Annotated in this window: 21 protein-coding genes and 1 tRNA gene; 14 read left to right on the forward strand and 8 right to left on the reverse strand. The window is 63.3% G+C overall.

Translation table 11 applies throughout. From position 1 onward, the window contains the following. The first annotated feature begins 166 nt into the window (after nt 1-166). On the forward strand, nt 167-2896 hold the full coding sequence (gene secA / locus EGM87_RS05805) for a preprotein translocase subunit SecA (protein WP_044662318.1): 2730 nt from the start codon (nt 167-169) through the stop codon (nt 2894-2896). A gap of 222 nt (nt 2897-3118) precedes the next feature. Here the strand turns inward: secA and EGM87_RS05810 are convergent, their stop codons facing one another. The 3 genes from EGM87_RS05810 to EGM87_RS05820 form a co-directional block, all read right to left on the reverse strand. Next, complete coding sequence (locus tag EGM87_RS05810; RefSeq protein ID WP_044662319.1) at nt 3119-3544, reverse strand: DUF983 domain-containing protein; 426 nt, start codon at nt 3542-3544, stop codon at nt 3119-3121. Nucleotides 3545-3882: 338 nt separating this feature from the next. Then, a complete protein-coding gene (locus EGM87_RS05815) occupies nt 3883-4083 on the reverse strand; it encodes a hypothetical protein (protein ID WP_044662320.1) in 201 nt (66 codons plus the stop codon). Between the two features lie 73 nt (nt 4084-4156). Continuing rightward, nucleotides 4157-4246 (reverse strand) — tRNA-Ser (locus tag EGM87_RS05820). A 241-nt stretch (nt 4247-4487) separates the two neighbouring features. On the opposite strand from EGM87_RS05820, the gene EGM87_RS05825 reads away from it, so the two are divergent. The 13 genes from EGM87_RS05825 to mazG all read left to right on the forward strand — a co-directional run bounded on the left by EGM87_RS05825 (nt 4488) and on the right by mazG (nt 18941). Further along, a complete protein-coding gene (locus EGM87_RS05825; protein WP_044662321.1) occupies nt 4488-5525 on the forward strand; it encodes a lytic murein transglycosylase in 1038 nt (345 codons plus the stop codon). An 80-nt stretch (nt 5526-5605) separates the two neighbouring features. Further along, nucleotides 5606-6769, forward strand: a complete 1164-nt coding sequence (locus EGM87_RS05830) for a D-alanyl-D-alanine carboxypeptidase family protein (protein WP_044662322.1) — start codon at nt 5606-5608, stop codon at nt 6767-6769. Continuing rightward, the gene (gene tmk / locus EGM87_RS05835) at nt 6766-7407 is read left to right on the forward strand and encodes a dTMP kinase (RefSeq protein WP_044662323.1); all 642 of its coding nucleotides are present in this window, start codon (nt 6766-6768) and stop codon (nt 7405-7407) included. Before EGM87_RS05830 ends, tmk begins: the two co-directional genes overlap by 4 nt. After that, nucleotides 7404-8366: a DNA polymerase III delta subunit-related protein gene (locus EGM87_RS05840; RefSeq protein WP_044662324.1), complete on the forward strand. Its 963-nt coding sequence runs from the start codon at nt 7404-7406 to the stop codon at nt 8364-8366. The genes tmk and EGM87_RS05840 overlap by 4 nt, the downstream gene beginning before the upstream one ends. Before the next feature lie 43 nt (nt 8367-8409). Then, on the forward strand, nt 8410-9978 hold the full coding sequence (metG, locus tag EGM87_RS05845) for a methionine--tRNA ligase (RefSeq protein WP_044662325.1): 1569 nt from the start codon (nt 8410-8412) through the stop codon (nt 9976-9978). 3 nt (nt 9979-9981) lie between these two features. Then, nucleotides 9982-10755: a TatD family hydrolase gene (locus tag EGM87_RS05850; protein WP_044662326.1), complete on the forward strand. Its 774-nt coding sequence runs from the start codon at nt 9982-9984 to the stop codon at nt 10753-10755. Beyond that, nucleotides 10752-11531, forward strand: coding sequence for an MBL fold metallo-hydrolase (locus EGM87_RS05855; RefSeq protein WP_044662327.1), 780 nt, complete (start codon nt 10752-10754; stop codon nt 11529-11531). Before EGM87_RS05850 ends, EGM87_RS05855 begins: the two co-directional genes overlap by 4 nt. 14 nt (nt 11532-11545) lie before the next feature. Continuing rightward, on the forward strand, nt 11546-12181 hold the full coding sequence (locus tag EGM87_RS05860; protein WP_044662328.1) for a retropepsin-like aspartic protease family protein: 636 nt from the start codon (nt 11546-11548) through the stop codon (nt 12179-12181). Further along, entirely contained in the window at nt 12178-13473 is a 1296-nt protein-coding gene (locus EGM87_RS05865; protein WP_044662329.1) for an MFS transporter, read from the forward strand. Before EGM87_RS05860 ends, EGM87_RS05865 begins: the two co-directional genes overlap by 4 nt. A gap of 140 nt (nt 13474-13613) precedes the next feature. After that, a complete protein-coding gene (locus tag EGM87_RS05870) occupies nt 13614-15032 on the forward strand; it encodes an ISNCY family transposase (protein WP_061934467.1) in 1419 nt (472 codons plus the stop codon). Between the two features lie 272 nt (nt 15033-15304). Continuing rightward, on the forward strand, nt 15305-16306 hold the full coding sequence (locus EGM87_RS05875) for an IS30 family transposase (RefSeq protein WP_061934287.1): 1002 nt from the start codon (nt 15305-15307) through the stop codon (nt 16304-16306). Between the two features lie 168 nt (nt 16307-16474). Beyond that, the gene (locus EGM87_RS05880) at nt 16475-17893 is read left to right on the forward strand and encodes an ISNCY family transposase (protein WP_103001502.1); all 1419 of its coding nucleotides are present in this window, start codon (nt 16475-16477) and stop codon (nt 17891-17893) included. A gap of 259 nt (nt 17894-18152) precedes the next feature. Beyond that, entirely contained in the window at nt 18153-18941 is a 789-nt protein-coding gene (gene mazG / locus EGM87_RS05885; protein ID WP_044662330.1) for a nucleoside triphosphate pyrophosphohydrolase, read from the forward strand. Nucleotides 18942-18998: 57 nt separating this feature from the next. Here mazG and hflX read toward each other — a convergent pair whose 3' ends face one another. The 5 genes from hflX to ntrC all read right to left on the reverse strand — a co-directional run bounded on the left by hflX (nt 18999) and on the right by ntrC (nt 26258). Beyond that, a complete protein-coding gene (gene hflX, locus EGM87_RS05890; RefSeq protein ID WP_044662331.1) occupies nt 18999-20330 on the reverse strand; it encodes a GTPase HflX in 1332 nt (443 codons plus the stop codon). 65 nt (nt 20331-20395) lie between these two features. Further along, entirely contained in the window at nt 20396-20878 is a 483-nt protein-coding gene (gene hfq / locus EGM87_RS05895; protein WP_025548924.1) for an RNA chaperone Hfq, read from the reverse strand. A gap of 155 nt (nt 20879-21033) precedes the next feature. Then, nucleotides 21034-22407 (reverse strand): nitrogen assimilation response regulator NtrX, encoded by a 1374-nt coding sequence (gene ntrX / locus EGM87_RS05900; RefSeq protein ID WP_044662332.1) that lies wholly within the window; start codon nt 22405-22407, stop codon nt 21034-21036. Next, nucleotides 22397-24661, reverse strand: coding sequence for a sensor histidine kinase (locus EGM87_RS05905; protein ID WP_044662333.1), 2265 nt, complete (start codon nt 24659-24661; stop codon nt 22397-22399). The genes ntrX and EGM87_RS05905 overlap by 11 nt, the downstream gene beginning before the upstream one ends. 151 nt (nt 24662-24812) lie before the next feature. After that, nucleotides 24813-26258 (reverse strand): nitrogen regulation protein NR(I), encoded by a 1446-nt coding sequence (ntrC, locus tag EGM87_RS05910; RefSeq protein ID WP_044663153.1) that lies wholly within the window; start codon nt 26256-26258, stop codon nt 24813-24815. Nucleotides 26259-26261: the final 3 nt, after the last annotated feature.

Raw genomic sequence — 26261 nt, forward strand, 5'->3', positions numbered from 1 at the left:
GCTTCCGCCCATGTCCGGCACGGAAAAATCCGCTTGATCGCTCATTATTACGCCCTCGCGACATACCCGCTCTGATTGACTAACGCCCGTGCGCGCCCTAAATCGCCGCGCATGTCCGCGTGCATCGCCCCAAAGGCGTGCGCGTCCCCTTTTGTCAGGAACTTGCATGTTCGGCGCACTCGCCAAGTCTATTTTCGGCTCCTCCAACGACCGCTACGTGAAGTCGCTGGGCAAGACCGTCGAACAGATCGCCTCTTTCGAACCCACCATCTCGGCCATGACGGACGAGGAACTGACGGCGCAGACCCTGCGGTTCCGGGAACGGCTGGCGCAGGGCGAGACGCTGGACGACCTGCTGCCCGAAGCTTTCGCCACGGTGCGCGAGGCCGCCAGGCGGACGCTGGGCCAGCGCCATTATGACGTGCAGATGGTGGGCGGCATCGTGCTTCATCGCGGCGAGATCGCGGAAATGCGCACGGGTGAGGGCAAGACGCTGGTCGCGACGCTCGCCACCTATCTGAACGCGCTGGAGGGCAAGGGCGTCCACGTCGTCACGGTGAACGACTATCTGGCCAGCCGCGACTGCGAATGGATGGGGCAGGTCTATCGCTTCCTGGGCCTTACCACGGGCGTCATCGTGCCGAACCTGTCGGAAGACCAGCGGCGCGAGGCCTATAACGCCGACATCACCTATGCGACGAACAACGAACTCGGCTTCGACTATCTGCGCGACAACATGAAATATGACCGCGCATCGATGGTGCAGCGGCCGTTCAACTTCGCCATCGTCGACGAGGTGGACTCGATCCTGATCGACGAAGCGCGCACGCCGCTGATCATCTCCGGCCCCACCGACGACAAGTCGGAACTCTATGTCGCCGTCGACGCCATCGTGAAGCGGCTGGACGACAGCGACTATGAGAAGGACGAGAAGCAGCGCACCGTCACCCTGACGGAGGACGGCACCGAGAAGATCGAGCGCATGCTGGAGGAGGCCGGGCTGCTGCAAGGCGCCAACCTCTATGATTTCGAGAACACCGCCGTCGTCCATCACGTCAACCAGGCGCTGCGCGCGAACGTCATGTTCCGCCGCGACATCGATTACATCGTCAAGGACGGCAAGGTCATCATCATCGATGAATTCACCGGCCGCATGATGGACGGCCGCCGCTGGTCGGACGGCCTGCACCAGGCGGTGGAAGCCAAGGAAGGCGTGAATATCGAGCCGGAGAACCAGACGCTCGCCTCCATCACCTTCCAGAATTATTTCCGCATGTACCCCAAGCTGGGCGGCATGACGGGCACGGCCGCGACCGAAGCGACCGAATTCTACGAAATCTACAAGATGAACGTCGTCACCATCCCGACCAACCGGCCGGTGCAGCGTGTCGATGAGGAAGACAGCTTCTACAAGAATCTGGAGGACAAGTTCCGCGGCATCGCCAAGACCATCAAGGTCCATGCGGAGCAGGGCCAGCCGGTCCTCGTCGGCACCGTGTCGATCGAAAAGTCGGAAATGCTGTCCGAATTCCTGACGCAGGAGGGGGTGAAGCACGCCGTCCTCAATGCCCGCTTCCATGAGAGCGAAGCGCATATCGTGGCGCAGGCGGGCCGCAAGGGCGCCGTCACCATCGCCACCAACATGGCGGGGCGCGGCACCGACATCAAGCTGGGCGGCAACCTGGAATTCCGCGTCGAGGACGAGCTGCGGGACATGCCGGAAGGCCCGGAACGCGAAGCCGCCATCGCCCGCATCGACGCTGAGATCGAGGCGGAGAAGCAGGAAGTGCTCGCCGCCGGCGGCCTGTTCGTGCTGGGTACGGAACGCCATGAAAGCCGCCGCATCGACAATCAGCTTCGCGGCCGCTCAGGCCGTCAGGGCGACCCCGGCCTGTCGCGCTTTTATCTGAGCCTCGACGACGACCTGATGCGCATCTTCGGCCCAGACACGATGTTCGCGAAGATGATCCGCTCCAACCTGGAGGATGGGGAGGCGCTGCCGCCCTCGAAATGGCTCAGCAAGGCGATCGAGACCGCGCAGAAGAAGGTCGAGGCGCGCAACTACGACATCCGCAAGCAGGTCGTCGAATATGACGACGTCATGAACGACCAGCGCAAGGTCATTTACGAGCAGCGCAGCGACATCATGGACGCGGAGACGGTGGACGATGTCGTCACCGACATGCGGCATGAGACGGTCAACGATCTGGTCGGCGCGTCCTGCCCGCCGGGCACCTACCCCGAACAGTGGGACATGGAGCGGCTGAAGGCCCGCACGGCCGAAGTGCTGAACCTGGAACCCGATTTCGACGGCTGGCTGGCTGAGGACCATGTCGATCCGGAAATGATCGAGGAACGGCTGAGGGCCCTGGCCGACGAGGCAGTGGCCGACAAGGTCAAGGAACTCGATCCAGAAAACTGGCACATGATCGAGAAGTCGATCCTGCTCCAGAGCCTCGACCATCACTGGAAGGAGCATCTGTCGACCCTCGACGCGCTCCGCCAGGTCGTCCATCTGCGCGCTTATGCGCAAAAGACTCCGATCAACGAATATAAGCAGGAAGCCTTTGCCCTGTTCGAACGCATGCTGGGCAATATCCGCGAGGATGTGACCGGCTCCATCGCGCGCGTCCAGTTCCGCATGGAGGAGCCGCTGCCGGAATTCGACCTGCCGGTGCTGCCCGACTTCATCACCACCCATATCGACCCCTTTTCGGGCGAGGATAATAGCGGCGACATCGACGGCGGGCAGATCAGCGGAATCACGACCACCCTGCCGCGTCCGCCGGTAGGCGGACAGGGCGGGGAGTTCGCCAATCTGGACATCAGCCGCAATGCGCCATGCCCCTGCGGCTCGGGCCAGAAATACAAGCATTGCCACGGCGCGCTCAGCTAGGCTGTGTGGGCATTCAGCCCATGGCGGGCGGCAAATGGCGGCTTTCTGCTTGGAAGAATGCGACAACAGGAAGCCCGGAGCGGCGCGACCGGCGCCCGATTTGACGCAGCGCGCTCCGGAACAAGCCCGTCGTTTCAACAATGGGCATGCTGAACCGGCTTCAGCAGGACGAAGGGAATAACGCTGGGGCAATCGCGCGATATGGCTGAATGCCGATACAGCCTAATCGCCGGCCCCGTCCCCATGCAGTTTCGCCCATAATTGGGCTGTACCCGCTTCCTGCGCCTTGTTCACATATTGCGCGGCGATCAGCCAACCCTTGATCGGTCGCAACGGAAGCACTGTCGTCAGGATCAGCACCGGGACGCCGACGGCCAGATGCACCCAAAGGCCCGGCCGCGCCAAAATCTCCAGCATGATGATGAAGACCACGCCCGGAACGCAGGCGAATAGCTGCACGAATACGGCCGGCCCGTCCGCCGGATCGGCAAAATCATAATTCAGCCCGCAAATCTCGCAATGATCGCGCACCGTAAGGAAGCCGCGGAAGATATGTCCCTCGCCGCATCGGGGACAACGGCCGAAGGGGCCGGTCTCCATTGGAGAAAGCCGCTTCCAGCGACCTTCCATTTCCGCCGCCGGTTGCATCGTTGATATCCTGTCCGTGTCGCTCATCGTCATGCCATTCTGCCTGTCGCAGAAATGTCGTCATATCCTGCGGATTTTCAATTGGGCTTTTTGCCCCAGGGCAGCCTGCCCCCGCTCACCGAATTGACGCTACGGAAAGCGACACTCTACCTTTGGGTAGATTGCCAAGAACATCTGCACCTGCTAATCCGGGGAGGATTTGGATGCCCGACAGCAAACAAATCGCGCTCCCGGCTTTCCCTTGCCCGGGAGCGCTTTTTTATTTGCAATTCATTGCGACGACAAAAGTTCCCGCAGCCTGATGGCCGATAGACCACGGATAATGAGCATGAAGCCGATCAGGGCTCCCGCTCCATCGCATCATGAAGGACCTGATCGGGACAGGACATGGCAAGCGCCCTGACCTTGTAGCGCAGCGCAAGTTCGCGATGGACCGCAACCTCCTGCGACGAAGCGCGGCGCCTTTCGGCAGCATCGGCTTTCGCGGCTTCTTCTCTTGCGCGCCGGAACATGTAGCGCGCATCGCTATCGGCAGACATCGTCACCTCCGATGATTGTCGACCGCTTCTAGCATGAAGAAAACCGCCGCGCTTTAACGGGGATCAAATTGGATGGCGGACAGGGTGGGATTCGAACCCACGGTGAGCGTGAACCCACGGCGGTTTTCAAGACCGCTGCCTTAAACCACTCGGCCACCTGTCCGTCGCCACGCTTCCGGGAGCGATTTCCAGCCGATCGAACCGGTCGCTGGTCGGGAAATCGCGGAAAACAGCGCAACGATCCGATTCAGTCAGATCGAAACCCGCTCTAGCGAACCCGGCGGCCTTGCCAAGCGTAAAAATGGCGGGAAGGCGGTTTCATCGCCCGAATGGCGCCGTGCGCCATTAAGGGGATTCACGCCACGCCATCCCTGTGCAACAAAAGGGCTTAAGGAGATTCTTCAATGCGTTCGTCGATCATGTCGCTGTTGCTGGGGCTCGCCGCCGTCATGGCGGGCGGTCTGACGGCGGACAGCGTCAACGCGCAGGAGGATGTCGCCTTTCGCGCCTATCTGGAATCGCTCCGCCCGAAGGCGCGGACCATGGGCATCCGGGATACGACGCTGGACAGCGTTTTCCCGGGCCTGACCCCCAATCCCCGCGTGGTTCAGCTCGACCAGAACCAGCCTGGCGGCGGCGCCTACGCCCCCATTCCCAATTTCGAGCCATATCGCCGCCAGCATGTCGACGCGGCGCGCATCGGCCGGGGCCGCACCGCCTATCTCGCCAACCGCGCCCGGCTCGCCCGGATCGAGGCGGAGACCGGCGTGCCGGAGGAGGTCATGGTCGCCATTTACGGCCATGAGACAAATTACGGCGCCTATACCGGCGATTTCGACCTGATCCGCTCACTCGCGACCCTTTCCTATGAGGGGCGCCGCCGGACATTGTTCGAACCGGAACTGCTGGCGACGCTCAAGATGCTGGACAATGGCGTGCCGCGCAGCCGCCTGGTGGGCAGTTGGGCGGGCGCGACCGGTTATCCCCAGTTCCTGCCCAGCGTCTATTTGCGGTTGGGCAAGGACGGCGACGGCGACGGACGGGTCGACATCTGGAACAGCGAAGCCGATGCGCTCGCCTCCATCGCCAATTATTTCGTCCATGCCGGATGGCGGCGCGGCCAGCCGTGGGGCATTGCGGTGTCCGTGCCCGCCGGCCTCGACCGCTCCGGCCTTGCCGCCCGCACCAGCCCCGCCCGCTGCCCGCGCGTGTTCAACCGCCACAGCCGCTGGCTCAGCATGGCCGAATGGCGGCGCATGGGGATCGTGCCCAGCGGGGGCGGCTGGCCCGCCGACCGGGTGATGGCGACGCTGCTGGAACCCGATGGGCCGGGCAAGACGGCTTATCTGCTCACCAGCAACTACCGGGCGATCCTCGACTATAATTGTTCGAATTTCTACGCATTGTCGGTCGGCCTGCTCGCCGACGCGGTGAAGCAATAGAGCGCTTTGCTATTGGTCCTGCCATGGCTAATGAATGCGCTAGGCACTCGAAGAATCCACCAGTCCGAAGGCAATCCTGCATGAAGAAGTCCATCGCCGCCCTCCTGTTCGTCGGGTTGCTCTCCACGCCGCTGACCGCCGCCGCGCCCCCCTATAGCAGCGAAGCGCCGATCGCCTATATGAAGGACCTGTCGTCAGGCGCGGTGCTCTATAACAAGGGTGGCGACACGCGGATGCCGCCTGCCTCCATGGCGAAGATGATGACGGCCCATGTCGCCTTCCGCCTGATCCAGAAGGGCGACCTGAAGCTCGACCAGAAATTCACCGTCCGCCCGGAAACCTGGCAGCAATGGCATGGCCCGCAGGCCGGTTCGACCATGTTCCTGTCGCCGGGCGAGCAGGTGTCGGTGGAAAATCTGCTGCACGGCATCGTCACCCTTTCCGGCAATGATGCCTGCGTCGTGCTGGCGGAGGGCATCGCCGGGACCGAGCAGGCCTTCGTCGCGCTGATGAATCAGGAGGCGAAGCGTCTGGGCCTCAAGAACAGCAATTTCGGCACCAGCAATGGCTGGCCGGACGAAGGCGTCACCTATGTCACCGCCGCCGACCTGGCGACGCTGGCCGAAGCGACGATCGAGGAAACGCCCAACCTCTACAAGAAATTTTACGCCACGCGCAGCTTCACCTGGGGCAAGACGATGGGCGGCGCGGACATCGAGCAGGGCAACCGCAATCCCATATTGGGCAAGGTGGCCGGGGCCGACGGGCTCAAGACCGGGCATACCCAGGAAGCGGGTTTCGGCTTCACCGGATCGGCCGAGCAGGAGGGGCGTCGTCTGGTCATGGTCGTCGCGGGCCTGACCAGCTTCAATCAGCGGATTGCTGAATCCGTGCGCTTCATGGATTGGGGCTTCCGCGCATGGAAGGCGCAGCCGCTGTTCAGGAAGGGTCAGACCGTCGAGACCGCCGAAGTGCAGCTGGGCAGCGCGACCAGCGTGCCGCTGGTGGCGCCGCAGGACATGGCCGTGACCCTGCCTCGCGCCGCATCGTCCAACATCTCGGTCAAGGTCGCCTATACCGGCCCGATCAAGGCGCCCATCGCCAAGGGGCAGAGGATCGCGCAACTGATCGTTTCCACCCCCGATACCCCGCCGCAGATCCTGCCGCTGGTCGCCGGCGAGGATGTCTCCGAAGCCGGCATTTTCGGCCGCCTGTGGAACGGGCTGAAGTCGTTCTTCGGGTGACAGACGCCCGGACGACAGGGGGGCGCTTCATCTCTCTGGAAGGCGGGGAGGGCGCGGGCAAGTCGACCCAGTTGAGCGCGCTTGCCGCGGTCCTGCGCGCGCGCGGCCTGGAAGTGGTGGAAACCCGCGAACCCGGCGGCAGCGAAGGGGCGGAGGCCATTCGCGCCCTCCTGCTGACCGGCGGCGCTGACCGCTGGAGCCCTCGCGCCGAAGCGCTGCTGTTCGCCGCGGCCCGTGCCGATCATGTCGAAAAGACGATCCGCCCGGCGCTGGAGCGCGGCGCATGGGTGCTTTCCGACCGCTTCCTGGACAGCAGCCGGGCCTATCAGGGCATGGGTTCGCTGACCGACGCGGACATATTGGCGCTTCACCGGATCGGCAGCGACGGTTTCCTGCCCGACCGGACGCTCTTCCTCACCCTGGCGGAGGAGGAGGCGAGCGCTCGCGCCCAATCCCGCGATGGGGATGCTGCGGACAGGATCGGTGGGCGTGACAGGGACTTTCACCGGGCCGTCTCGACGGCCTTCCATCGGTTCGCGCAGCAGGAACCGGCGCGCTTCCTGACCGTCGATGCCTCTGGCGAAGCCGAAGCCGTGACGGCAAGGCTGCTGCATGCCTTGCAGGACCTGCTGCCATGACGCCGCTGCTCGGCCATGACGGGCAGGCCCGCACTCTGATCGGCGCGGCGCGAAGCGGCCGCCTGCACCATGGCTGGATATTGGCCGGCCCACGCGGCATCGGCAAGGCAAGCTTCGCCCGCGCCATGGCGCTGCGCCTGCTGGCGGAGGCAGCGGGCCCGGCCATCGCGGCCGACGGGCTGGACGTGCCGCACGACCACCCGATCCGCCGTCTGTTCGAGGCCGACGCCCACCCCGACTATGCGGAGCTTTTCTGCCTGGAAAGGGAAAGCGGCACAGCGCGCAACATCACGGTCGATCAGGTCCGGGGCCTGCAGCGCCTGATCCAGTCGGCTCCCTCCATGTCCTCGCGGCGGATCGTCGTCATCGATAGCGCCGACGATCTGGAGCGCGGCGCGGCCAATGCGCTGCTCAAGAATCTGGAAGAGCCGCCAGCCGACATGCTGTTCCTGCTGGTCAGCCATGCGCCCGGCCGCCTGCTGCCGACCATCCGCTCCCGCTGCCGCACCCTGCGCTTCGACAGCTTGGGCGAGGATGCCATGCGGAGCATCCTGCACAAGGCGGACGCAGGCCTGTCTTCGGACGAACTGACGGCGCTGGTCCGCGCAGGCGAGGGGTCTCCGGGCAAGGCATTGCGCTATGCCGGCCTCAACATAGCGGACATCGAGCATTCGCTGGCGGCGATCGCCGCCGACGGCGACCCCGGCAATCGCCATCGGCTGATCCTGGCCAAGATGCTTTCATCAAAGAGCGCACGGCCCCGTTATGAGGCCTTTCTGGAGCGTGCCCCGGCCTTCATCGCGGCGGCGGCGCGCCAGCGGCAGGGGGACGATCTCGGCAAGGCGCTGGACCATTGGGAAGCCGCCCGTCAGCTTGCAGGCGGAGCCATCATCCTGTCGCTCGAACCGGGGGCGGTGGTTTTCGAACTGGCGGGGCATGTTGCGGCCCTTGCCCGCTGAAAAGCGGCTTTGCGCAAGGGCTAACACCCGCTAGGGAGGGCCCATGTCCAAGCCCTATACCATCACGACCGCCATCAGCTACCCCAATGGCCGCCCGCATATCGGCCACGCCTATGAAGTGATCGCCACCGATGCGATCGCCCGTTTCCAGCGGATGATGGGCCGCGACGTCTTCTTCCAGACCGGCACGGACGAACATGGCCTTAAAATGGCCCAGACCGCCCGCGGCCGGAACATGGAGCCACGCGCGCTTGCTGATGAAATGTCCGGATATTTCAAGGCGATGAACGACGGTCTGAATATCAGCTATGATCGTTTCATCCGCACCAGCGAGCCGGATCACCATCGCGCCAGCCAGGCCATATGGCAGGCGATGGAGGCCAATGGCGACCTCTATCTCGGCCGGTATGAAGGCTGGTATTCGGTGCGCGACGAAGCCTTTTACGACGAAAAGGAACTGACCGAAGGGGAGGGCGGGCAGAAGCTCTCGCCCCAGGGCACGCCGGTGGAATGGACGGTGGAGGAAAGCTGGTTCTTCCGCCTGTCCGCCTATCAGCAGAAGCTGCTGGACCTCTACGCCAGCCAGCCTGACTTCATCCAGCCCGACAGCCGCCGCAATGAGATCATGCGCTTCGTCGAGGGGGGACTGTCCGACCTCAGCGTGTCACGCACCAGCTTCGACTGGGGCGTGAAGGTGCCGGGCAGCGACGGCCATGTCATGTATGTGTGGGTGGACGCGCTCACCAATTACATCACCGGCTGCGGCTATCCCGACGATGCCGAACGCATGGCCCGTTACTGGTCCGAAGGGGGCGACATCACGCATATCATCGGCAAGGATATCGTGCGTTTTCATACCGTTTACTGGCCGGCCTTCCTGATGAGCGCGAGGCTGCCTTTGCCCAAGCAGGTGTTCGGCCACGGCTTCCTCCTCAACCGGGGGGAGAAGATGTCGAAGTCGCTCGGCAATGTGGCCGATCCGATGGAACTGGCGGAGCGCTTCGGCGTGGACCAGCTTCGCTATTTCCTGCTGTCGGAAGTCACCTTCGGCAATGACGGCAGCTACAGCGCGGAGGCGATCGTCGCCCGTTCGAACAGCGACCTCGCCAATAGTTTCGGCAATCTCGCCCAGCGGACACTGAGCTTCATCGCGAAAAATCTCGAAGGCCGTCTGCCTTGGGGCGGTAGTTCTGAAACGCGCGAAGATATCGAACTGCTTTCAACCGTTCGCAGGGAGATCGTTTCGCTGGAGAGCGAATTTGCAAGTCTTGCTCCTTCGGACGGTATTCAATCTTGGATGCGCGCGGTCTTTGCTTGCAACGCCTACATAGATGCGCAAGCGCCTTGGTCGTTGCGCAAGACTGATCCTGCACGCATGGAAGCAGTTCTAGCTGTCCTCTATGTAGCTATAGGAGAACTTGCTGTAGCCATTTTGCCAGTTATCCCGACGAGTGCGAACGCGCTACTTGATCAGTTGGGTATCCCGCCGAATATCCGCAACTATCAGGGTCTCCGCTCTCAGTGGTATCAGGCGCTCGTGGAACAAAGCTTTACGCTCACGCCGCCGAAGCCGCTTTTCCCGCGGCTCGAACTGCCCGTCGAAGAGGCATAGGCCATGTTCATCGACAGCCATTGCCACTTGAATTACAAAGGGTTGATCGAGGATCAGCAGAATGTGCTCGAACGGGCGCGTGGCGCCGGCATCGGCCTGATGCTCAACATCGCCACGCGCGAAAGCGAGTGGGACGATGTGCTGGACACCGCGTTGCGCGAACCCGATGTCTGGGCGACCGTCGGCATTCATCCCCATGAGGCGGACGAGCATCCGCATGTCGATACGGCGAAGCTCGTCGAACGCGCTTCCCACCCGCGCATCGTCGGCATAGGCGAGACCGGCCTCGATTATTATTACGACCATAGCGACCGCGAGCGGCAGCAACGCAGCTTCCGCGCCCACATCGCCGCTTCCCGCGAAACCGGCCTGCCGCTGATCGTCCACACCCGCGATGCGGAGGAGGACACGCTCGCGATCATGCGCGATGAAATGGGGAAGGGCGCCTATGGCGGGGTCATCCACTGTTTCACCGCCAGCGGCGCCTTTGCCGATGCGGCGATGGAACTGGGTTTCCTTATCAGCATTTCAGGTATCGTGACCTTCAGGAACGCCAGGGATTTGCAGGAAACGGCCGCCCGCCTGCCGCTCGAAAGCCTGCTGATCGAGACCGACTCCCCGTTCCTCGCGCCGGTTCCCCATCGCGGCAAGCCCTGCGAACCGGCGTTCGTGGCGGACACTGCCCGTTTCCTGGCGAATTTGCGGGGCGAGAGTGTCGAGCAGCTGGCCGAGGCGACCTCAGCCAATTTCCGCAAGCTGTTCAGCAAGGCGGCATGAGCCTCAAGCTCACCATCCTGGGCAGCGGCACCTCTTCGGGCGTTCCCCGGATCGGCAATGACTGGGGCGCATGCGACCCGCAGGAGCCGAAGAACCGCCGCACCCGGGCATCGATCCTGATCGAAAGCCCCACGACCCGGCTGCTGATCGACACATCACCGGATATGCGCGCCCAGTTGCTGGCGGCCGATGTCGTGCAGATCGACGCCATATTGTGGACGCATGACCATGCCGACCACAGCCACGGCCTGGACGATGTCCGTCAGCTTTACCATCATCGCGGCACGCCCGTGCCCGGCTATGCGCGCCCCCAGACGCTCCGCCTGCTCCGGGAACGCTTCGGCTATGCCTTCGAAGGGCGTCACGGTTATCATCCGACGATCGAACCCCATGCGCTGCCGGATGGCCTGCGCATCGGGGACATCGGCATCGCCTGCACGGATCAGCCCCATGGCGAGATATTCTCCACCGGCTTCCGCTTCACACATGATGGTCATTCCATTGGCTATGCGACTGATTTCCACGACATAACGGTCGACATGCTGGCGCTGTACGATGGGCTGGACATCTGGGTTGTCGATGCCCTGCGGGAAAAGCCGCATCCGACCCACGCGCATCTGGCGCTTACCCTGGATGCCGTGCAGGCCGTAAGGCCCCGCCGTGCCATATTGATCCATATGGACCAGAGCATGGATTATGCGACGCTCCGCCGGACACTCCCCGAAGGCGTCGAACCGGGCTATGACGGACTGGTGGCCGAACTGGGCGCGACATAGGGGGCGGGGCAGGGATGGATGGCGATCAGGCAATGTCCAGTCTCTGGTATGTGCTGGCGCTTGTCCTGGTCGGATCGGCCTTGATTGCCCGGCGCGCCCCGATGGGCGGGCTCATGCGCATGGCCATGCTCTGGATCGTCATCTTCGCCGTCCTCCTCGGGCTGTTCAAGGCTGGCGATAAGTTCGGTCTGTTTTCCAGCCGCATATATGGGGCAGGGGACGAATCCCCTTCATTGTCGACCAATGCCGCGCCGGCTGCCTTGCCGTCCGCGCATGTGGAGGGGCAGGCCTTGCGAATCCCGGTCGCGCCCGACGGCCATTATTGGGTGGAGGGAATGGTCAACGGGAACCCGACGCGCTTTCTGATCGACAGCGGCGCCAGCGTCACCGCCCTGTCGGTGGAGGCGGCCCGCAGTTCCGGCCTGAACTTCGACCTGAACGCGCCCGGCGTCAGCATGATGACCGCCAACGGCAAGATCGACGCCAAGCGCTCGACCATCGCCACGCTGGTGGTCGGCCCGATCCGGGCCAGCGATCTCGACATCGTCGTTTCCCCGGCTTTCGGAGAGGTCAATGTGATCGGCATGAACATGCTGTCGCGCCTGAAAAGCTGGTCCGTGCAAAATGGAGAGATGGTGCTGACCCCATGACGTCATCGACCGCGGCACCCGATCAGCGTCAGCGCCTGAAGGCCATTATCGGCGGCTCCACCGGCAATCTGGTCGAATGGTATGACTGGTACGCCTATTCCGCCTTCACCCTCTATTTCGCCCAGCATTTCTTCCCGAGCGAGGACCGCACGGCGCAATTGCTGAGTGCCGCGGGCATTTTCGCCGTGGGCTTTCTGATGCGACCCATCGGCGCCTGGCTGATGGGCGTCTATGCCGATCGCCATGGCCGGAAAAGCGGCCTGACGCTGTCCGTGGCCCTGATGTGCGCCGGCTCCTTGCTGATCGCCGTCACGCCCTCCTATGATAGCGTCGGCGTCGCCGCGCCCTTGTTGTTGGTGCTTGCGCGCCTGATGCAGGGACTGTCGATCGGCGGCGAATATGGCGCCAGCGCGACCTATCTGTCCGAAATGGCGGGGCGCAACCGCCGCGGCTTTTTCTCCAGCTTCCAATATGTGACCCTGATCGCGGGGCAACTTGTCGCCATCTGCGTCCTGCTGGCGCTCCAGGCCATGCTGACCGAGGCCGAATTGGATGCCTGGGGCTGGCGCATTCCGTTCCTGATCGGCGGAGCGCTGGCGACCATCGTCTTCTGGCTGCGGCGCGGCCTGGCCGAAACCCAGAGCTTTGCCGTGGCCAAGGCGGAGGGCGCCCCCAAATCCGGATTCATGGAACTCGTGACCCGGCATCCGCGCGAGACGCTGACGGTGATGCTGCTGACGGCAGGCGGCACGATCGCCTTTTACGCCTATTCCATCTACATGCAGAAATTCCTGGTCAACACCAGCGGGCTCAGCCGGGAAACAGCATCGCAAATCAATGGCATAACGCTTTTTCTTTTCATGCTGCTTCAGCCTGTCGCGGGGGCGCTTTCCGACCGCATCGGGCGCAAGCCGCTGATGATCGGCTTCGGCCTGCTCGGCGTCCTGTGCACCTATCCCATCTTCGCGACGCTGGCCGTCACCAAGGACCCGTGGGCGGCGGGGCTGCTCGTAATGGCCGGCCTGGTGATCGTGACCGGCTACACTTCGATAAACGCGGTGGTGAAGGCGGAATTGTTTCCCGCCCATATCCGCGCATTGGGAGTGGCTTTGCCTTATGCGCTGGCCAACACCTTGTTCGGCGGCACCGCGGAATTCGTCGCGCTCTGGTTCAAGCAGATCGGCACAGAACAGGCATTCTACATCTATGTGACGGTGATGATCGGCATCTCCCTGATCGTCTATATCCGCATGCCCGATACGCGGCAGCATAGCCGGATAGTGGAAGATTGAGGATGCAAGGATCATCACATATTTAACATAATCCTTATTATCGAACTAAGATATTGTAAGCGCCATTTAGAAATGTCACCCTCTGCAAATTAGAGATGTCACTGGTGGCATGGTGCTCCCTGGATGCAGGGAGTGCGCGGATGACGGTGGTATCCATGAGCCATGGCGAGCTTACACGCTTCGATACGCTGCTACGGGTTGAACGTCGCGAGTTGCGAGCCGAGGATGCAGCGACGCTACTCGGCTTGTCCCGGCGGCAGGTTTATCGGTTGCTGATACGCATGCGTGCAGACGGTGCGCCAGGCCTGGTTTCGCGTCGTCGCGGGCGCCGTAGCAACCGTTGGCTTGGCGATGGCTTTCGCGACCATGCGATTGCGTTGGTCCGAGAGCATTATCATGATTTTGGGCCGACGCTGGCGGCTGAGTATCTGGCGGAGCGCCATGATGTGCACATTTCCCGCGAGACGCTGCGCAAGCTGATGATCGAGGCTGGTCTGTGGAAGGATCGTGCAGCGCGTCGTCCGCGCCCGTATCAGCCGCGTTACCGCCGGGATTGCCGCGGCGAACTGGTCCAGATCGACGGTTCGAAGCATTGGTGGTTCGAGGATCGCGGCCCGCAATGCACCCTGCTCGTCTATATCGACGATGCAACCAGTGAGTTGATGCATCTCCAGATGGTCGAGAGCGAGAGCACCTTTTCCTACATGGAAGCGACCCGGGCCTATATTGAGCGGCACGGCAAGCCGGTGGCTTTCTACTCCGATCAGCACAGCGTCTTCCGCAATTCCCGCGCCAGCGCGGCGCGCGGCGACGGCATGACGCATTTCGGCCGCGCGCTTGATGCGCTGAACATCGAGATCATCTGCGCCAACTCACCGCAGGCCAAGGGCCGGGTCGAACGGGCCAACGGCACGTTGCAAGATCGGCTGGTCAAGGCAATGCGCCTGGAGGGCATATCGTCGATCGAAGGCGCGAATGCCTTCCTGCCAGGCTATATGGTTCGGCATAATGCGCGGTTTGCCCGCCCCGCTTTTGACAGTCGGGATCTCCACCGCCCGCTCGCCCCGCATGACGATCTGCGCGCGATCATGGTGTGGCGGGAACAGCGCAGCGTTACCTCGGCGCTGACATTGCATTACAACAAGGCGATGTTCATCTTGGAACCGACCGAGATCGCCCGGAAACTGGTGCGCAAGCGGGTGATGGTGTGTGAATATCCCGATGGCCGGCTGGAGATCCAGCATGAGGGGCATATCCTCCCCTACCGGCATTTCGACAAGATGCGGCAGGTGAGGCAGCCGACGATCGTGGAGAACCGCCATCTCGATGCGGCGCTGCTGCTGGCGAAGGAGATCCAAGCGATCGCACCGCATCACCGGCAACGGAACAACAATGCTCCCGCCCGGCATGACCAGCCCACGCATCTGTTCCCCGAACCGGAGGTGCCGGTGAAGATCGATGGACGCAGGTTGGGCGGAGCCAAGCTCAAACGTCGTCCCCGTCTCAGCCAGGCGGAGTTACGGGCGCGCGGCACGCTGGAATTTGTGAAGGCCCGTTAAAGACTGTCCGACCGGCGTTGACCGGGCCCGCTGCCTGCGCAGCGGGTCCATGCCCTTCCCCACCACTGTCACGCCACCAGCAGGGTCTGCGCTGCGCTATCCCGAGGGCTCCACGCAGCCCCTGCTGCCCTCAAAGGGTGTCATTTCTAAATGGCAGAGATTGTGACTTCTCTAACCGGCAGGAACAGAGCCTGTAAGCGGGTGGATTCTATTTCGAAGTGCGAAATCCTAGGTTTTATAAGGGTTTGATCCCTTTTCCAGGAAGGCACGCAATGAACGGCTATCAGCATCTGGGTTTGGACGAGCGGCGCGACATTTATCGATTGGCAGCAACCGGACGGTCAGCACAGCAAATTGCTGACGCGCTGTGTCGGCATCCTTCGACGATTTATCGAGAGCTCAAGCGCAACCGCCATCTGGATGAGAATCCGCTGTTTCGCGGCTATTTTCCGACTGTCGCACAGACCATGGCGCGCGGGCGTCGAGTTCGTGGCGGGAAGATCGCTCGCCAACCGGAACTCGCCGCTTATATCGCTGATCGCTTGTCGGCCGCCTGGTCGCCAGAACAGATTGCGGGTTACCTGCGGCGTCATCGGGGCAACCGGGAGGCGGTGTGCCACGAGACCATTTACCAATATGTCTATGGACCTGATGGACGCCACCAGAAGCTGTGGCGCCATCTTCCCGTTGCCCGCCGTTCTCGACGGCAGCGCTACGCTCGTAAGCCACGCGGTCTCCATATTCCTGTGGCCAATACGATCGGCGCACGTCCGCAGGAAATTGCGGATCGCAGCAGCTTCGGACATTGGGAAGGCGATCTCCTGATCTTCCGGAGAGAATATGGCAAAGCCAACCTCACCTCGCTGGTCGAACGCTGCAGCCGCTTCACCTTCCTCGCGCGTAATCCGAGCCGACATTCTGCCGGTGTCATGGCCGGGATCGATCGGCATTTGCGCGGCATCCCCCCTTCCCTCCGGCGTAGCATCACCTTTGATCGCGGCACGGAATTTGCGGCTTTTGCGACACTGCGAAACAGGCTCGGCGTCACCAGTTATTTCTGCTTACCGTCCGCGCCCTGGCAGAAAGGCGGCGTGGAAAATTGCAATGGCCGAATACGGCGCTTCCTGCCCTCCAACACCGACATTGCGCTCCTGTCGGACAAAGAGATCCAGGCCGTCGCCGATCGCCTCAACAGCACACCCCGCAAGTGCCTGGGCTATCGCACCCCGCACGAGGTCCTGGGAGAACAGATCGCCCTCCTCAAGGCCGGATAAATTTTGCCATCCGGGGTGGGGCTCGCCCCACCCCGGATGAAATGCTACGCATCACCTCGGGTGTCGCGCTTCAAATGGAAACCGCCAGCGCCGGATAGAAATGTCACCCTCTGCAAAATAGAGATGTCACTGGTGGCATGGTGCTCCCTGGATGCAGGGAGTGCGCGGATGATGGTGGTGTCCATGAGCCATGGCGAGCTTACACGCTTCGATACGCTGCTACGGGTTGAACGTCGCGAGTTGCGAGCCGAGGATGCAGCGACGCTACTCGGCTTGTCCCGGCGGCAGGTTTATCGGTTGCTGATACGCATGCGTGCAGACGGTGCGCCAGGCCTGGTTTCGCGTCGTCGCGGGCGCCGTAGCAACCGTTGGCTTGGCGATGGCTTTCGCGACCATGCGATTGCGTTGGTCCGAGAGCATTATCATGATTTTGGGCCGACGCTGGCGGCTGAGTATCTGGCGGAGCGCCATGATGTGCACATTTCCCGCGAGACGCTGCGCAAGCTGATGATCGAGGCTGGTCTGTGGAAGGATCGTGCAGCGCGTCGTCCGCGCCCGTATCAGCCGCGTTACCGCCGGGATTGCCGCGGCGAACTGGTCCAGATCGACGGTTCGAAGCATTGGTGGTTCGAGGATCGCGGCCCGCAATGCACCCTGCTCGTCTATATCGACGATGCAACCAGTGAGTTGATGCATCTCCAGATGGTCGAGAGCGAGAGCACCTTTTCCTACATGGAAGCGACCCGGGCCTATATTGAGCGGCACGGCAAGCCGGTGGCTTTCTACTCCGATCAGCACAGCGTCTTCCGCAATTCCCGCGCCAGCGCGGCGCGCGGCGACGGCATGACGCATTTCGGCCGCGCGCTTGATGCGCTGAACATCGAGATCATCTGCGCCAACTCACCGCAGGCCAAGGGCCGGGTCGAACGGGCCAACGGCACGTTGCAAGATCGGCTGGTCAAGGCAATGCGCCTGGAGGGCATATCGTCGATCGAAGGCGCGAATGCCTTCCTGCCAGGCTATATGGTTCGGCATAATGCGCGGTTTGCCCGCCCCGCTTTTGACAGTCGGGATCTCCACCGCCCGCTCGCCCCGCATGACGATCTGCGCGCGATCATGGTGTGGCGGGAACAGCGCAGCGTTACCTCGGCGCTGACATTGCATTACAACAAGGCGATGTTCATCTTGGAACCGACCGAGATCGCCCGGAAACTGGTGCGCAAGCGGGTGATGGTGTGTGAATATCCCGATGGCCGGCTGGAGATCCAGCATGAGGGGCATATCCTCCCCTACCGGCATTTCGACAAGATGCGGCAGGTGAGGCAGCCGACGATCGTGGAGAACCGCCATCTCGATGCGGCGCTGCTGCTGGCGAAGGAGATCCAAGCGATCGCACCGCATCACCGGCAACGGAACAACAATGCTCCCGCCCGGCATGACCAGCCCACGCATCTGTTCCCCGAACCGGAGGTGCCGGTGAAGATCGATGGACGCAGGTTGGGCGGAGCCAAGCTCAAACGTCGTCCCCGTCTCAGCCAGGCGGAGTTACGGGCGCGCGGCACGCTGGAATTTGTGAAAGCGCGCTAAGGCCGCGCTGACCGAGCCCGCTGCGTGCGCAGCGGGTCCATGCCCTTCCCCATCTAAGTCGCGCTTCCAGCAGGGTCTGCGCTGCGCTATCTCGAGGGCTCCACGCAGCCCCTGCTGATCGAAAGAGTGTCATTTCTATTTGGCAGAGATTGTGACTTCTCTAAGTAGCAGGAACAGATATTCATTGCCGAAAGCTGGCCTTGGCCCATCCGGTACCCTATCATCCTTTCAATCCCACCCACTTGATCCAGAGTCCTGCATGTCATCCAACAGCAAGGCGAGTCCCGCCGACATCATGCCGCTCGCCAAAGTCATGGCACGGCTGCGCGATCCTGACACCGGTTGCCCCTGGGATGTCGAACAGGACTTCGCCAGCATCGCGCCCTATACGATCGAGGAAGCCTATGAAGTCGCCGACGCCATAGAGCGCGACGATATGGCCGCCCTGCGGGACGAACTTGGCGATCTGCTGCTGCAGGTCGCCTTCCATAGCCGCATGGCGGAGCAGGCCGGCCATTTCACATTGCAGGAGGTCATCGACGGCATCACGGAAAAAATGATCCGCCGTCATCCCCACGTCTTTGGCGAAGGAACCGGGCGCACGGATGGCCATGCCCAATGGGAAGCCATCAAGGCCGCCGAGCGCGCCGAGAAGGAACCCGATCCAAGCGCGCTGGCAGGTGTCGCCATTGCGCTGCCTGCCCTGCTCCGCGCCGAAAAGCTTCAGAAACGCGCAGCCCGCACGGGGTTCGACTGGCCCGACATCGGCGGCGTCATCGACAAGATCGAAGAAGAATTGGACGAGGTGCAGGCGGCGACTACCCAGGCCGAACGGGAGGAGGAAGTGGGCGACCTTCTCTTTGCGGTGGTCAACCTCGCCCGTCATCTGAAAGTCGATCCGGAAGTCGCCCTGCGCGCCGCCAATGGCAAGTTCGACAAGCGTTTCCGCATCATGGAGGGACTGGCCGGCGAGGATTTCCCCACGCTCCCGCTCGATGAGAAGGAAGGCCTGTGGCAACAGGCGAAGCGGCAGTTGCGACAGGCCTGATAGGCGAGATGGTCCTGGACAGGCCGGAACCCGGTTCCAGCATTTCGTCCAGTAAGGTTAATTTCCCCGGCGCTTGAGGAACCGCGCCAGCGCGGAATCGGACAGCCGGACATCCACCAGCATATCCTCGCCCTCCGCCCTGCTGCCGATCACCTCGCCATGTTCGTGCAGCCATGCCATCGCCGCACCGTCCGCCAGCGGCACATGCAAGTGATGGACCTGCGCCCCGGCGGTCAACCGGGTGCTGATCGCGCGCTGGAGGTCATCGACTCCTTCGCCGGTCAGGGCGGACAGGATCACCACATCGTTCCGCCGCGCCGCCGTCTCCCGCGCCAGCGTCGCCGCATCCTCGTCCAGCAGGTCCAGCTTGTTCCACGCTTCGATGATCGGCGGCGGTTCATCGCCCTCGTCCGCTTCCAGAGCCCCTTCCCCCGCGACGCCAAGCTCGCCCAGCACGTCCATGACGTCGTCGCGCTGGGCGTCGCTGTCGGGATGCGCTATGTCGCGGACGTGGACGATCAGATCGGCCGACAGCACTTCCTCCAACGTCGCGCGGAACGCCGCGATCAACTGCGTCGGCAGGTCCGAAACGAACCCGACGGTGTCGGAAAGAATGGCCTTGTCCAGTCCCGGCAAGGCGATCTGCCGCATCGTGGGATCGAGCGTCGCGAACAGCAAATCCTCCGCCATGACGTCAGCCCCGGTCAGCCGGTTGAACAGCGTGGACTTGCCCGCATTGGTATAGCCCACCAGCGCGATCACCGGCCAGGGTGCCCGCTGCCGCCGCGCCCGGTGCAGGCCGCGCGTCTTCGTCACCTGATCCAGCTCCCGCCTGATCTTCGCCATCCGGTCGCGGATCATCCGCCGGTCAGCCTCGATCTGCGTTTCGCCGGGACCGCCCAGGAAACCGAAGCCGCCGCGCTGCCGCTCAAGGTGGGTCCAGCTTCGCACCAGCCGCCCAGCCTGGTAATCCAGATGCGCCAGTTCGACCTGCAGGCGCCCCTCATTGGTCGCGGCGCGCTCACCGAATATCTCCAGGATCAGGCCGGTCCGGTCGATGACCTTGGTTTCGGTCGCCTTTTCCAGATTGCTCTGCTGCACGGGGCTGAGCGCATTGTCGACGATGACCAGTTCCGCCTCTTCGGCCCGCGCCAGCGTCGCGATCTGGTCCACCTGACCGCTGCCGAACAGGGTTGCGGGCTTGCGGTCGCGCACGCGGAAGGCCTGCGCCGCGCGCACGTCGATGCCGATGGCAAGGGCAAGGCCCCTCGCCTCCTCCAGCCGCGCATCGCTGTCGCGACGTTCCGGACCATGGACATCGGCGCGCACGACAATGGCGCGCGCGCCGCGCGACACCTCGTCATCGGAATCTCGGTTGAAGACAGCCATGGTGGCTTAACGCTTCCGGCCCCCGCCGGCTTCATCGGAAACCGGGCGGGGACAAGAAAAAGCGTTCAATCCTCGCCCTCACCCTCGCCGGTGAGGTCCAGCGCGTGCAGCGGCTGCACGGTGGAAATCGCATGCTTGTAGACAAGCTGGACCATGCCGTCCCGCTCCAGCAGCATGCAGAAGAGGTCGAAGGCGGCGATTTCGCCCTGCAACATGACGCCGTTCACCAGGAACATCGTCACCGGGCTGCCGGACTTGCGCACCGCGCTCAGGAAGATTTCCTGGAGCAGCTTCGACTTGCCATTGCCGTCGCTGGCCTTCCGCAATTCGGTCAGATCCATGGATTGCGCGGGCATGACGGTCGAAATCGCATGCTTGTACACCAGCTGCGACTGTCCGTCCCGCCGCAGCAGCACGGAAAAATTGTCGAACCAGGTGATGATGCCCTGCAGCTTCACACCCTTGACCAGGAACATGGTCACGGGCGTCTTGCTCTTGCGCAGGCTGTTCAGGAAGATGTCTTGAAGGTTGTTCACTTTGTCGGCCATGGTCTTCACCAGTCCTTTATTGGCGGGACGTTACCCGCTCTCGCACCCTTAAGCAGAGTGTCTTGCCCGCCCCCGCCTGTCGGAAGCGAGGCAAGCCTACCGCAATTGCGAAGGGCCGTCCATGCCCTGTTTGGCTGAAGATCGTTCAGTTTACCTCAACCATCCTTGCCATCCGTAATTCCCAGCAGCTTCAACTTCCGGTGCAGGGCCGAACGCTCCATGCCGATGAAGGTGGCGGTACGGGAAATATTGCCCGAAAAGCGGCGGATCTGGATGCGCAGATATTCCCGCTCAAAGCTTTCCCGCGCCTCGCGGAGCGGCGCGCCCATGATCGCTGACTGCCCCATCCCCTCCGAACCGCCGTTGCTCGTCAGTTCGGCCGGCAGCATGTCCAACTCGATCCGCCCGATCCGCTCGCCCGGCGCCAGGATCATCGTCCGCTCGATGACGTTGCGAAGCTGACGGACGTTGCCCGGCCATTCATTGGCCTGCAAGGCGGCCATAGCGTCACTGGCGATCTCCGGCGGCGGCACCCGGCGCTCCGCCGCGAAACGGGCGAGATAATGTTCGACCAGCGGTGGAATGTCATCCCGGCGCTCGGCCAGCGGCGGGATGATGAGGGGCACGACGTTGAGCCGGTAGAATAGGTCCTCGCGGAAACGCCGCTCCTCGATCTCCGTCGCCAGGTTGAGCGCGGTCGAGGAAATGACGCGGACATCCACCTTTACCTGCCGCTGCCCGCCGACGCGGGTGAAGCTCTGATCCGTCAGCACGCGCAGGATCTTCGCCTGCGTCGTAAGCGGCATGTCCGCGATTTCGTCGAGATAGAGCGTGCCGCCATGCGCCTGCTCCAGATAGCCGGGACGCACCAGCCCGCTCGGGTCCTCGACGCCGAACAGCTCTTCCTCGACACGATCCGGGTCCATCCGCGCGGCGGCGACGATGATGAAGGGCGCGTCCGCCCGCCCGCTCCAGCTATGCAGCATGCGCGCGGCGACTTCCTTGCCGACGCCCGCCGGCCCGGAAATCAGCACCCGGCTGCCCGTCCCCGCCACCTTCTTGATCGTGGCGCGGACGGCATTGATCGCCGCCGAAGTGCCGGTCAGTTCGTCATCCTGCCCGAAACGGGCGCGCAGCACCTGATTTTCGCGCCGCAGCCGCTCCGTCTCGGTCGCCCTGGAAACCAGATGCAGCAGCCGGTCCGCCTCGAACGGCTTTTCGATGAAGTCCGCCGCTCCCTTCCGGATGGCGGCCACGGCGGTATCGATATTGCCATGGCCGGAGATCATGAGCACCGGAATGGTCGCATCCCGCCGCTTGATCTCGTCCAGCAGTTCCAGCCCGTCCAGCTTCGATCCCTGCAACCACACGTCCAGCAACACCAGCGAAGGCCGCCGGGCGTCCAGCGCCTCGATCGCGCTGTCGCTGTTGGCGGCGGTGCGGGTGGTGAAGCCCTCATCCTCCAGGACGCCCGCGACCAGATCGCGAATGTCCTCCTCATCGTCGACTATCAGAATATCAAGCGCCATTGGCTGTCACTTTTCCAGTCGTTTTTCCATGGGGCAAGGCGATGACCTGCCCCTCTTCCAATTTCTCGAGCGCCGCCACCGGGAAGCGCAACGTCACGCGCGCCCCCCCGCCATCGGCGTCGTCGAAGCGGATTTCGCCCATATGCTCCTCGACAATCTTCTTCACGATGGCGAGGCCCAGGCCCGTGCCCTTGGTCCGGGTGGTCATATAAGGCTCCAATATGCGTTCCCGTTCCGGCGGCAGGCCGATGCCATTGTCCTGCACCGCGATCAGCAGGTTGCCGCCGTCATGCTCCACCGTCATGGACACCTGCCCGCGCCAATGGTCGCCTTCCGCGGCGGGCTTGGGCTCGATCGCCTCGACGGCGTTCTTGACGATGTTGGTGAGTGCCTGACCCAATTGCCGGCGGTCGCAGACCATTTCCGCATCGCCATCCATCGAATGATATTCGAAGCGAATATCGGGATGGGCGACTTCGTGCAGGAACAGCGCGTGGCGGGCGATGTCGTCGATCCGCTCGCGCCGGAACACCGGCTTGGGCATGCGCGCGAAGGAGGAGAATTCGTCGACGATCCGCCGCAGGTCGCCCACCTGCCGCACGATGGTGCCCGTCAGGCGCGTAAAGGTGGCCTTGTCGCTCGTCACCTCCTCGGCATAGCGGCGTTGCAGCCGCTCGGCGGCAAGCTGGATCGGGGTCAGCGGGTTCTTGATCTCATGCGCGATCCGCCGCGCCACGTCGGACCATGCCGCCCGCCGCTGGTCGGAAAGCTGCTGCGTGATGTCGTCGAAGGTCAGGATGTGGCGCGACGCATCCTCCGAAACCTTGACCGCCAGCGTCCGCACGTCGCCATGGGCGCGGATCTGGACGATGCCCGCATCCTCCTCCGAAGCGATCAGCGCCGCCAGTTCGGGCGACACTTCAGTCAGCGGACAGCCCACCGGATCGTCCCCCTCCCGCACCAATATGGCGGCCGCCGAACTGTTGAGCAGCAGGATGATGCCGTCGCGGTCCACCGACAGCACGCCGGCCGACACGCCCGACAGGATCGCCTCGATGAAGGCGCGGCGTTCATCGAGCTGGCTGTTCGCCGCGACCAGCGCGCCGGTCTGCGCTTCCAGCCTCTGCGTCATCCGGTTGAACGCGGCGGCCAATGTGCCGATCTCATCCCGCGCCTGGGGGCTGGTCACGCGGGCCGACAGGTCGCCCGCCGTGATCCGCCGGGCAGCCATGACCAGTTCGTTCACGGGCCGCACCATCCAGTCGGCGACCTTCAGCGCGATATAGACCGCCACGCCCACCAGCAGCAGCGATCCCACGAACAGCAATATGTTGAAGCGCAACTGCAAGGCGCGGGACTGTGCGGCGAAAATGTCGTAATCCGACAACACCTTCTGCGCCCGCTCGACATTGCTGAACGCCGTCGAACCGGAATCGCGGGTGGCGTAGAGATAGATTTTCGCGTTGGGATAGAGCAGCGTCACCGCCTCGATCTGGTTGGGCTTGGCGGCGACCACCACATCCTCGCCGGCTTCCAGCCGCTTCACCACGTCGGGCGTCAGCATCTCCGACGCCGGCCGGCTTTCCGGATCGACCGTCGCCGCCGTGCGCGCCACGCCGTCCTTGCCGATCTCGATGATCGCGGAACGGTTCAGCTTCCGCGTGACGACCTGATAGATATAACCTTCGGCAAAGCGCGGGCTGGAGACTTTCGACTGGCTCAGATAATCGCGCAGGTCGCTCGCCATGGTGACGGTTTCGTCACGCACGTCGCGCAGGTTCTGCTCATAATAGCCCCGCGCCAGGTCGCTCGCATTTTGCAGCATGCCCCGCGCGCTGTCGGAAAACCAGAACTGCACGCCATATTGGAACAGCAGGGAGGCGAAGATCACCACCAGCAGCATGGGCACGCTGGCGACGATGGAGAATATCGCCACCAGACGGACGTGCAACTGCCCGTCGCTCCCTATGGCGGACTGGGCCGCGCGCCGCTTCGCCACCCGCCGTCCCAGCAGCACCAGCAGCGCAATCGCCGGCACCAGATTGGCGACCAGCAGCAACGCCACGATGGGCGGGGTCAGCAATGTGTAGGATTGCCCCTGTCCCGTCAGCAGGAAATAGGTGATGCCCGCCATGCCCAGGAACAGGACAAGCGTCACCGCCTCCACCACCGCGGCAAGGCGGCGGCGCAGGAAAAGGGGGAAATGCCTTTTCCATGCCCGGCCCCGCGCCGGCAGAGTCACTGCGCCTTCCATAGTGGCTTGGTTACAACATTAATGTGCCCGATCAAACACAGTAATTGATGGGCATGGCGCTTCCGGTCGAAAAGAGCGGTCGGTTCGTCGCCGCCGCCCGGAACGGTCGATCCGAACGCATCGGCTTGGCCGATCTTCCCCGCCGAATATTCTAATCGCCGATCCGAAGCTGCAAGGGATCGAGCCCATAGTCGGTCAGCTTCTTGCGCAGCGTGTTGCGGTTGATGCCCAACAGTCCCGCGGCGCGTATCTGGTTTCCGTCGACGCTGGCCAGCGTCTCCTGGAACAGGATCGGCTCCACCACCGCCAGCAGGTCGTCATGCAGGCTGCGGTTCGGCTGGGTCAGGCCGATGCCCAGTTGCCGCTTCGCCCATTCCCGCACCGCCTGGCCCAGCAGGTCGCCGGGGGCGGCATAATCGGCGGGCACGGCTTCCAGCGGCAGGCTGTTGCGCAGCATGTCGGCGGTGATCATGTTCTCACGGCTCAGAACCGCCAGCCGCTGCATCAGATTCTGCAGTTCGCGCACATTGCCGGGCCAGTGATAGGCCATCAGCAATTGCGCCGCATCGTCGGACAGCGACTTGCGCGGCAGCCCCTCCTGCGCCGCGCGGTCCAGGAAATGCCGGGCGAGCAGGATCACGTCCTCCCGCCGCTCACGCAGCGCCGGAAGCGCGATGGGGACCACGTTCAACCGGTAATAGAGGTCCTGCCGGAAGCGGTTCTCCTCGATCAGCCTGGGCAGATCCTTGTTGGTGGCCGCGATGATGCGGACATTCACCTTGACCGATTTGGAGCCGCCGACGGTCGTGACCTCTCCGGACTGAAGGACGCGCAGCAGCCGCGTCTGCGCTTCCATCGGCATGTCCCCGATCTCGTCCAGGAACAGCGTGCCGCCCTGCGCCTGCTCGAACTTGCCTGCGGTGCGGGCATGGGCGCCGGTGAAGGCCCCTTTTTCATAACCGAACAGTTCCGCCTCGATCAGTTCGCGGGGGATGGCGGCCATGTTGATCGGCACGAACGGCTTGGTCCGCCTCTGCCCCAGGCTATGGATCGCCTCTGCCACCAGTTCCTTGCCGGTCCCGGATTCGCCCAGCACCAATATGCTGAGGTCGTTCGACAGGACCCGGGCGATGGTCCGATACACCTCCTGCATCGCCGGGGAACGACCCACCAGCGGCAATCCGTCATGCGGCAGGCCGGCATCGGCCGCTTCCTCGTCCGCCCCCTTCCCCGATCCCAGCGCATCCGACACGGCCCGCGTCAGCTCATTGAGATCGAAGGGCTTGGGCAGATATTCGAACGCGCCTTTTTCGGTGGCGCGGATCGCCGTATTCAATGTGTTCTGCGCCGACAGGATGATGATGCTGAGCGCCGGGCGCCGTTCCAGAATCTCCGCGACCCCATCCAGCCCGTCGCCGTCCGGCAGCATGACGTCGGTGATCAGGACGTCCGGCGAAAAGCTTTCCAGCAGGGCGCTCCGCTCCCGGATCGATGCAGCCGTCTTGACCCTGTATCCCTGCCGCCGCAGCGCTTCCCCCACGACCACGCAGATCGCCGGATCGTCGTCCACCACCAAAATCGAGCCCGTCACCGCCATCAT

The sequence above is a fragment of the Sphingobium sp. RSMS genome, from assembly GCF_005406185.4.
Classification (GTDB): domain Bacteria; phylum Pseudomonadota; class Alphaproteobacteria; order Sphingomonadales; family Sphingomonadaceae; genus Sphingobium; species Sphingobium fuliginis.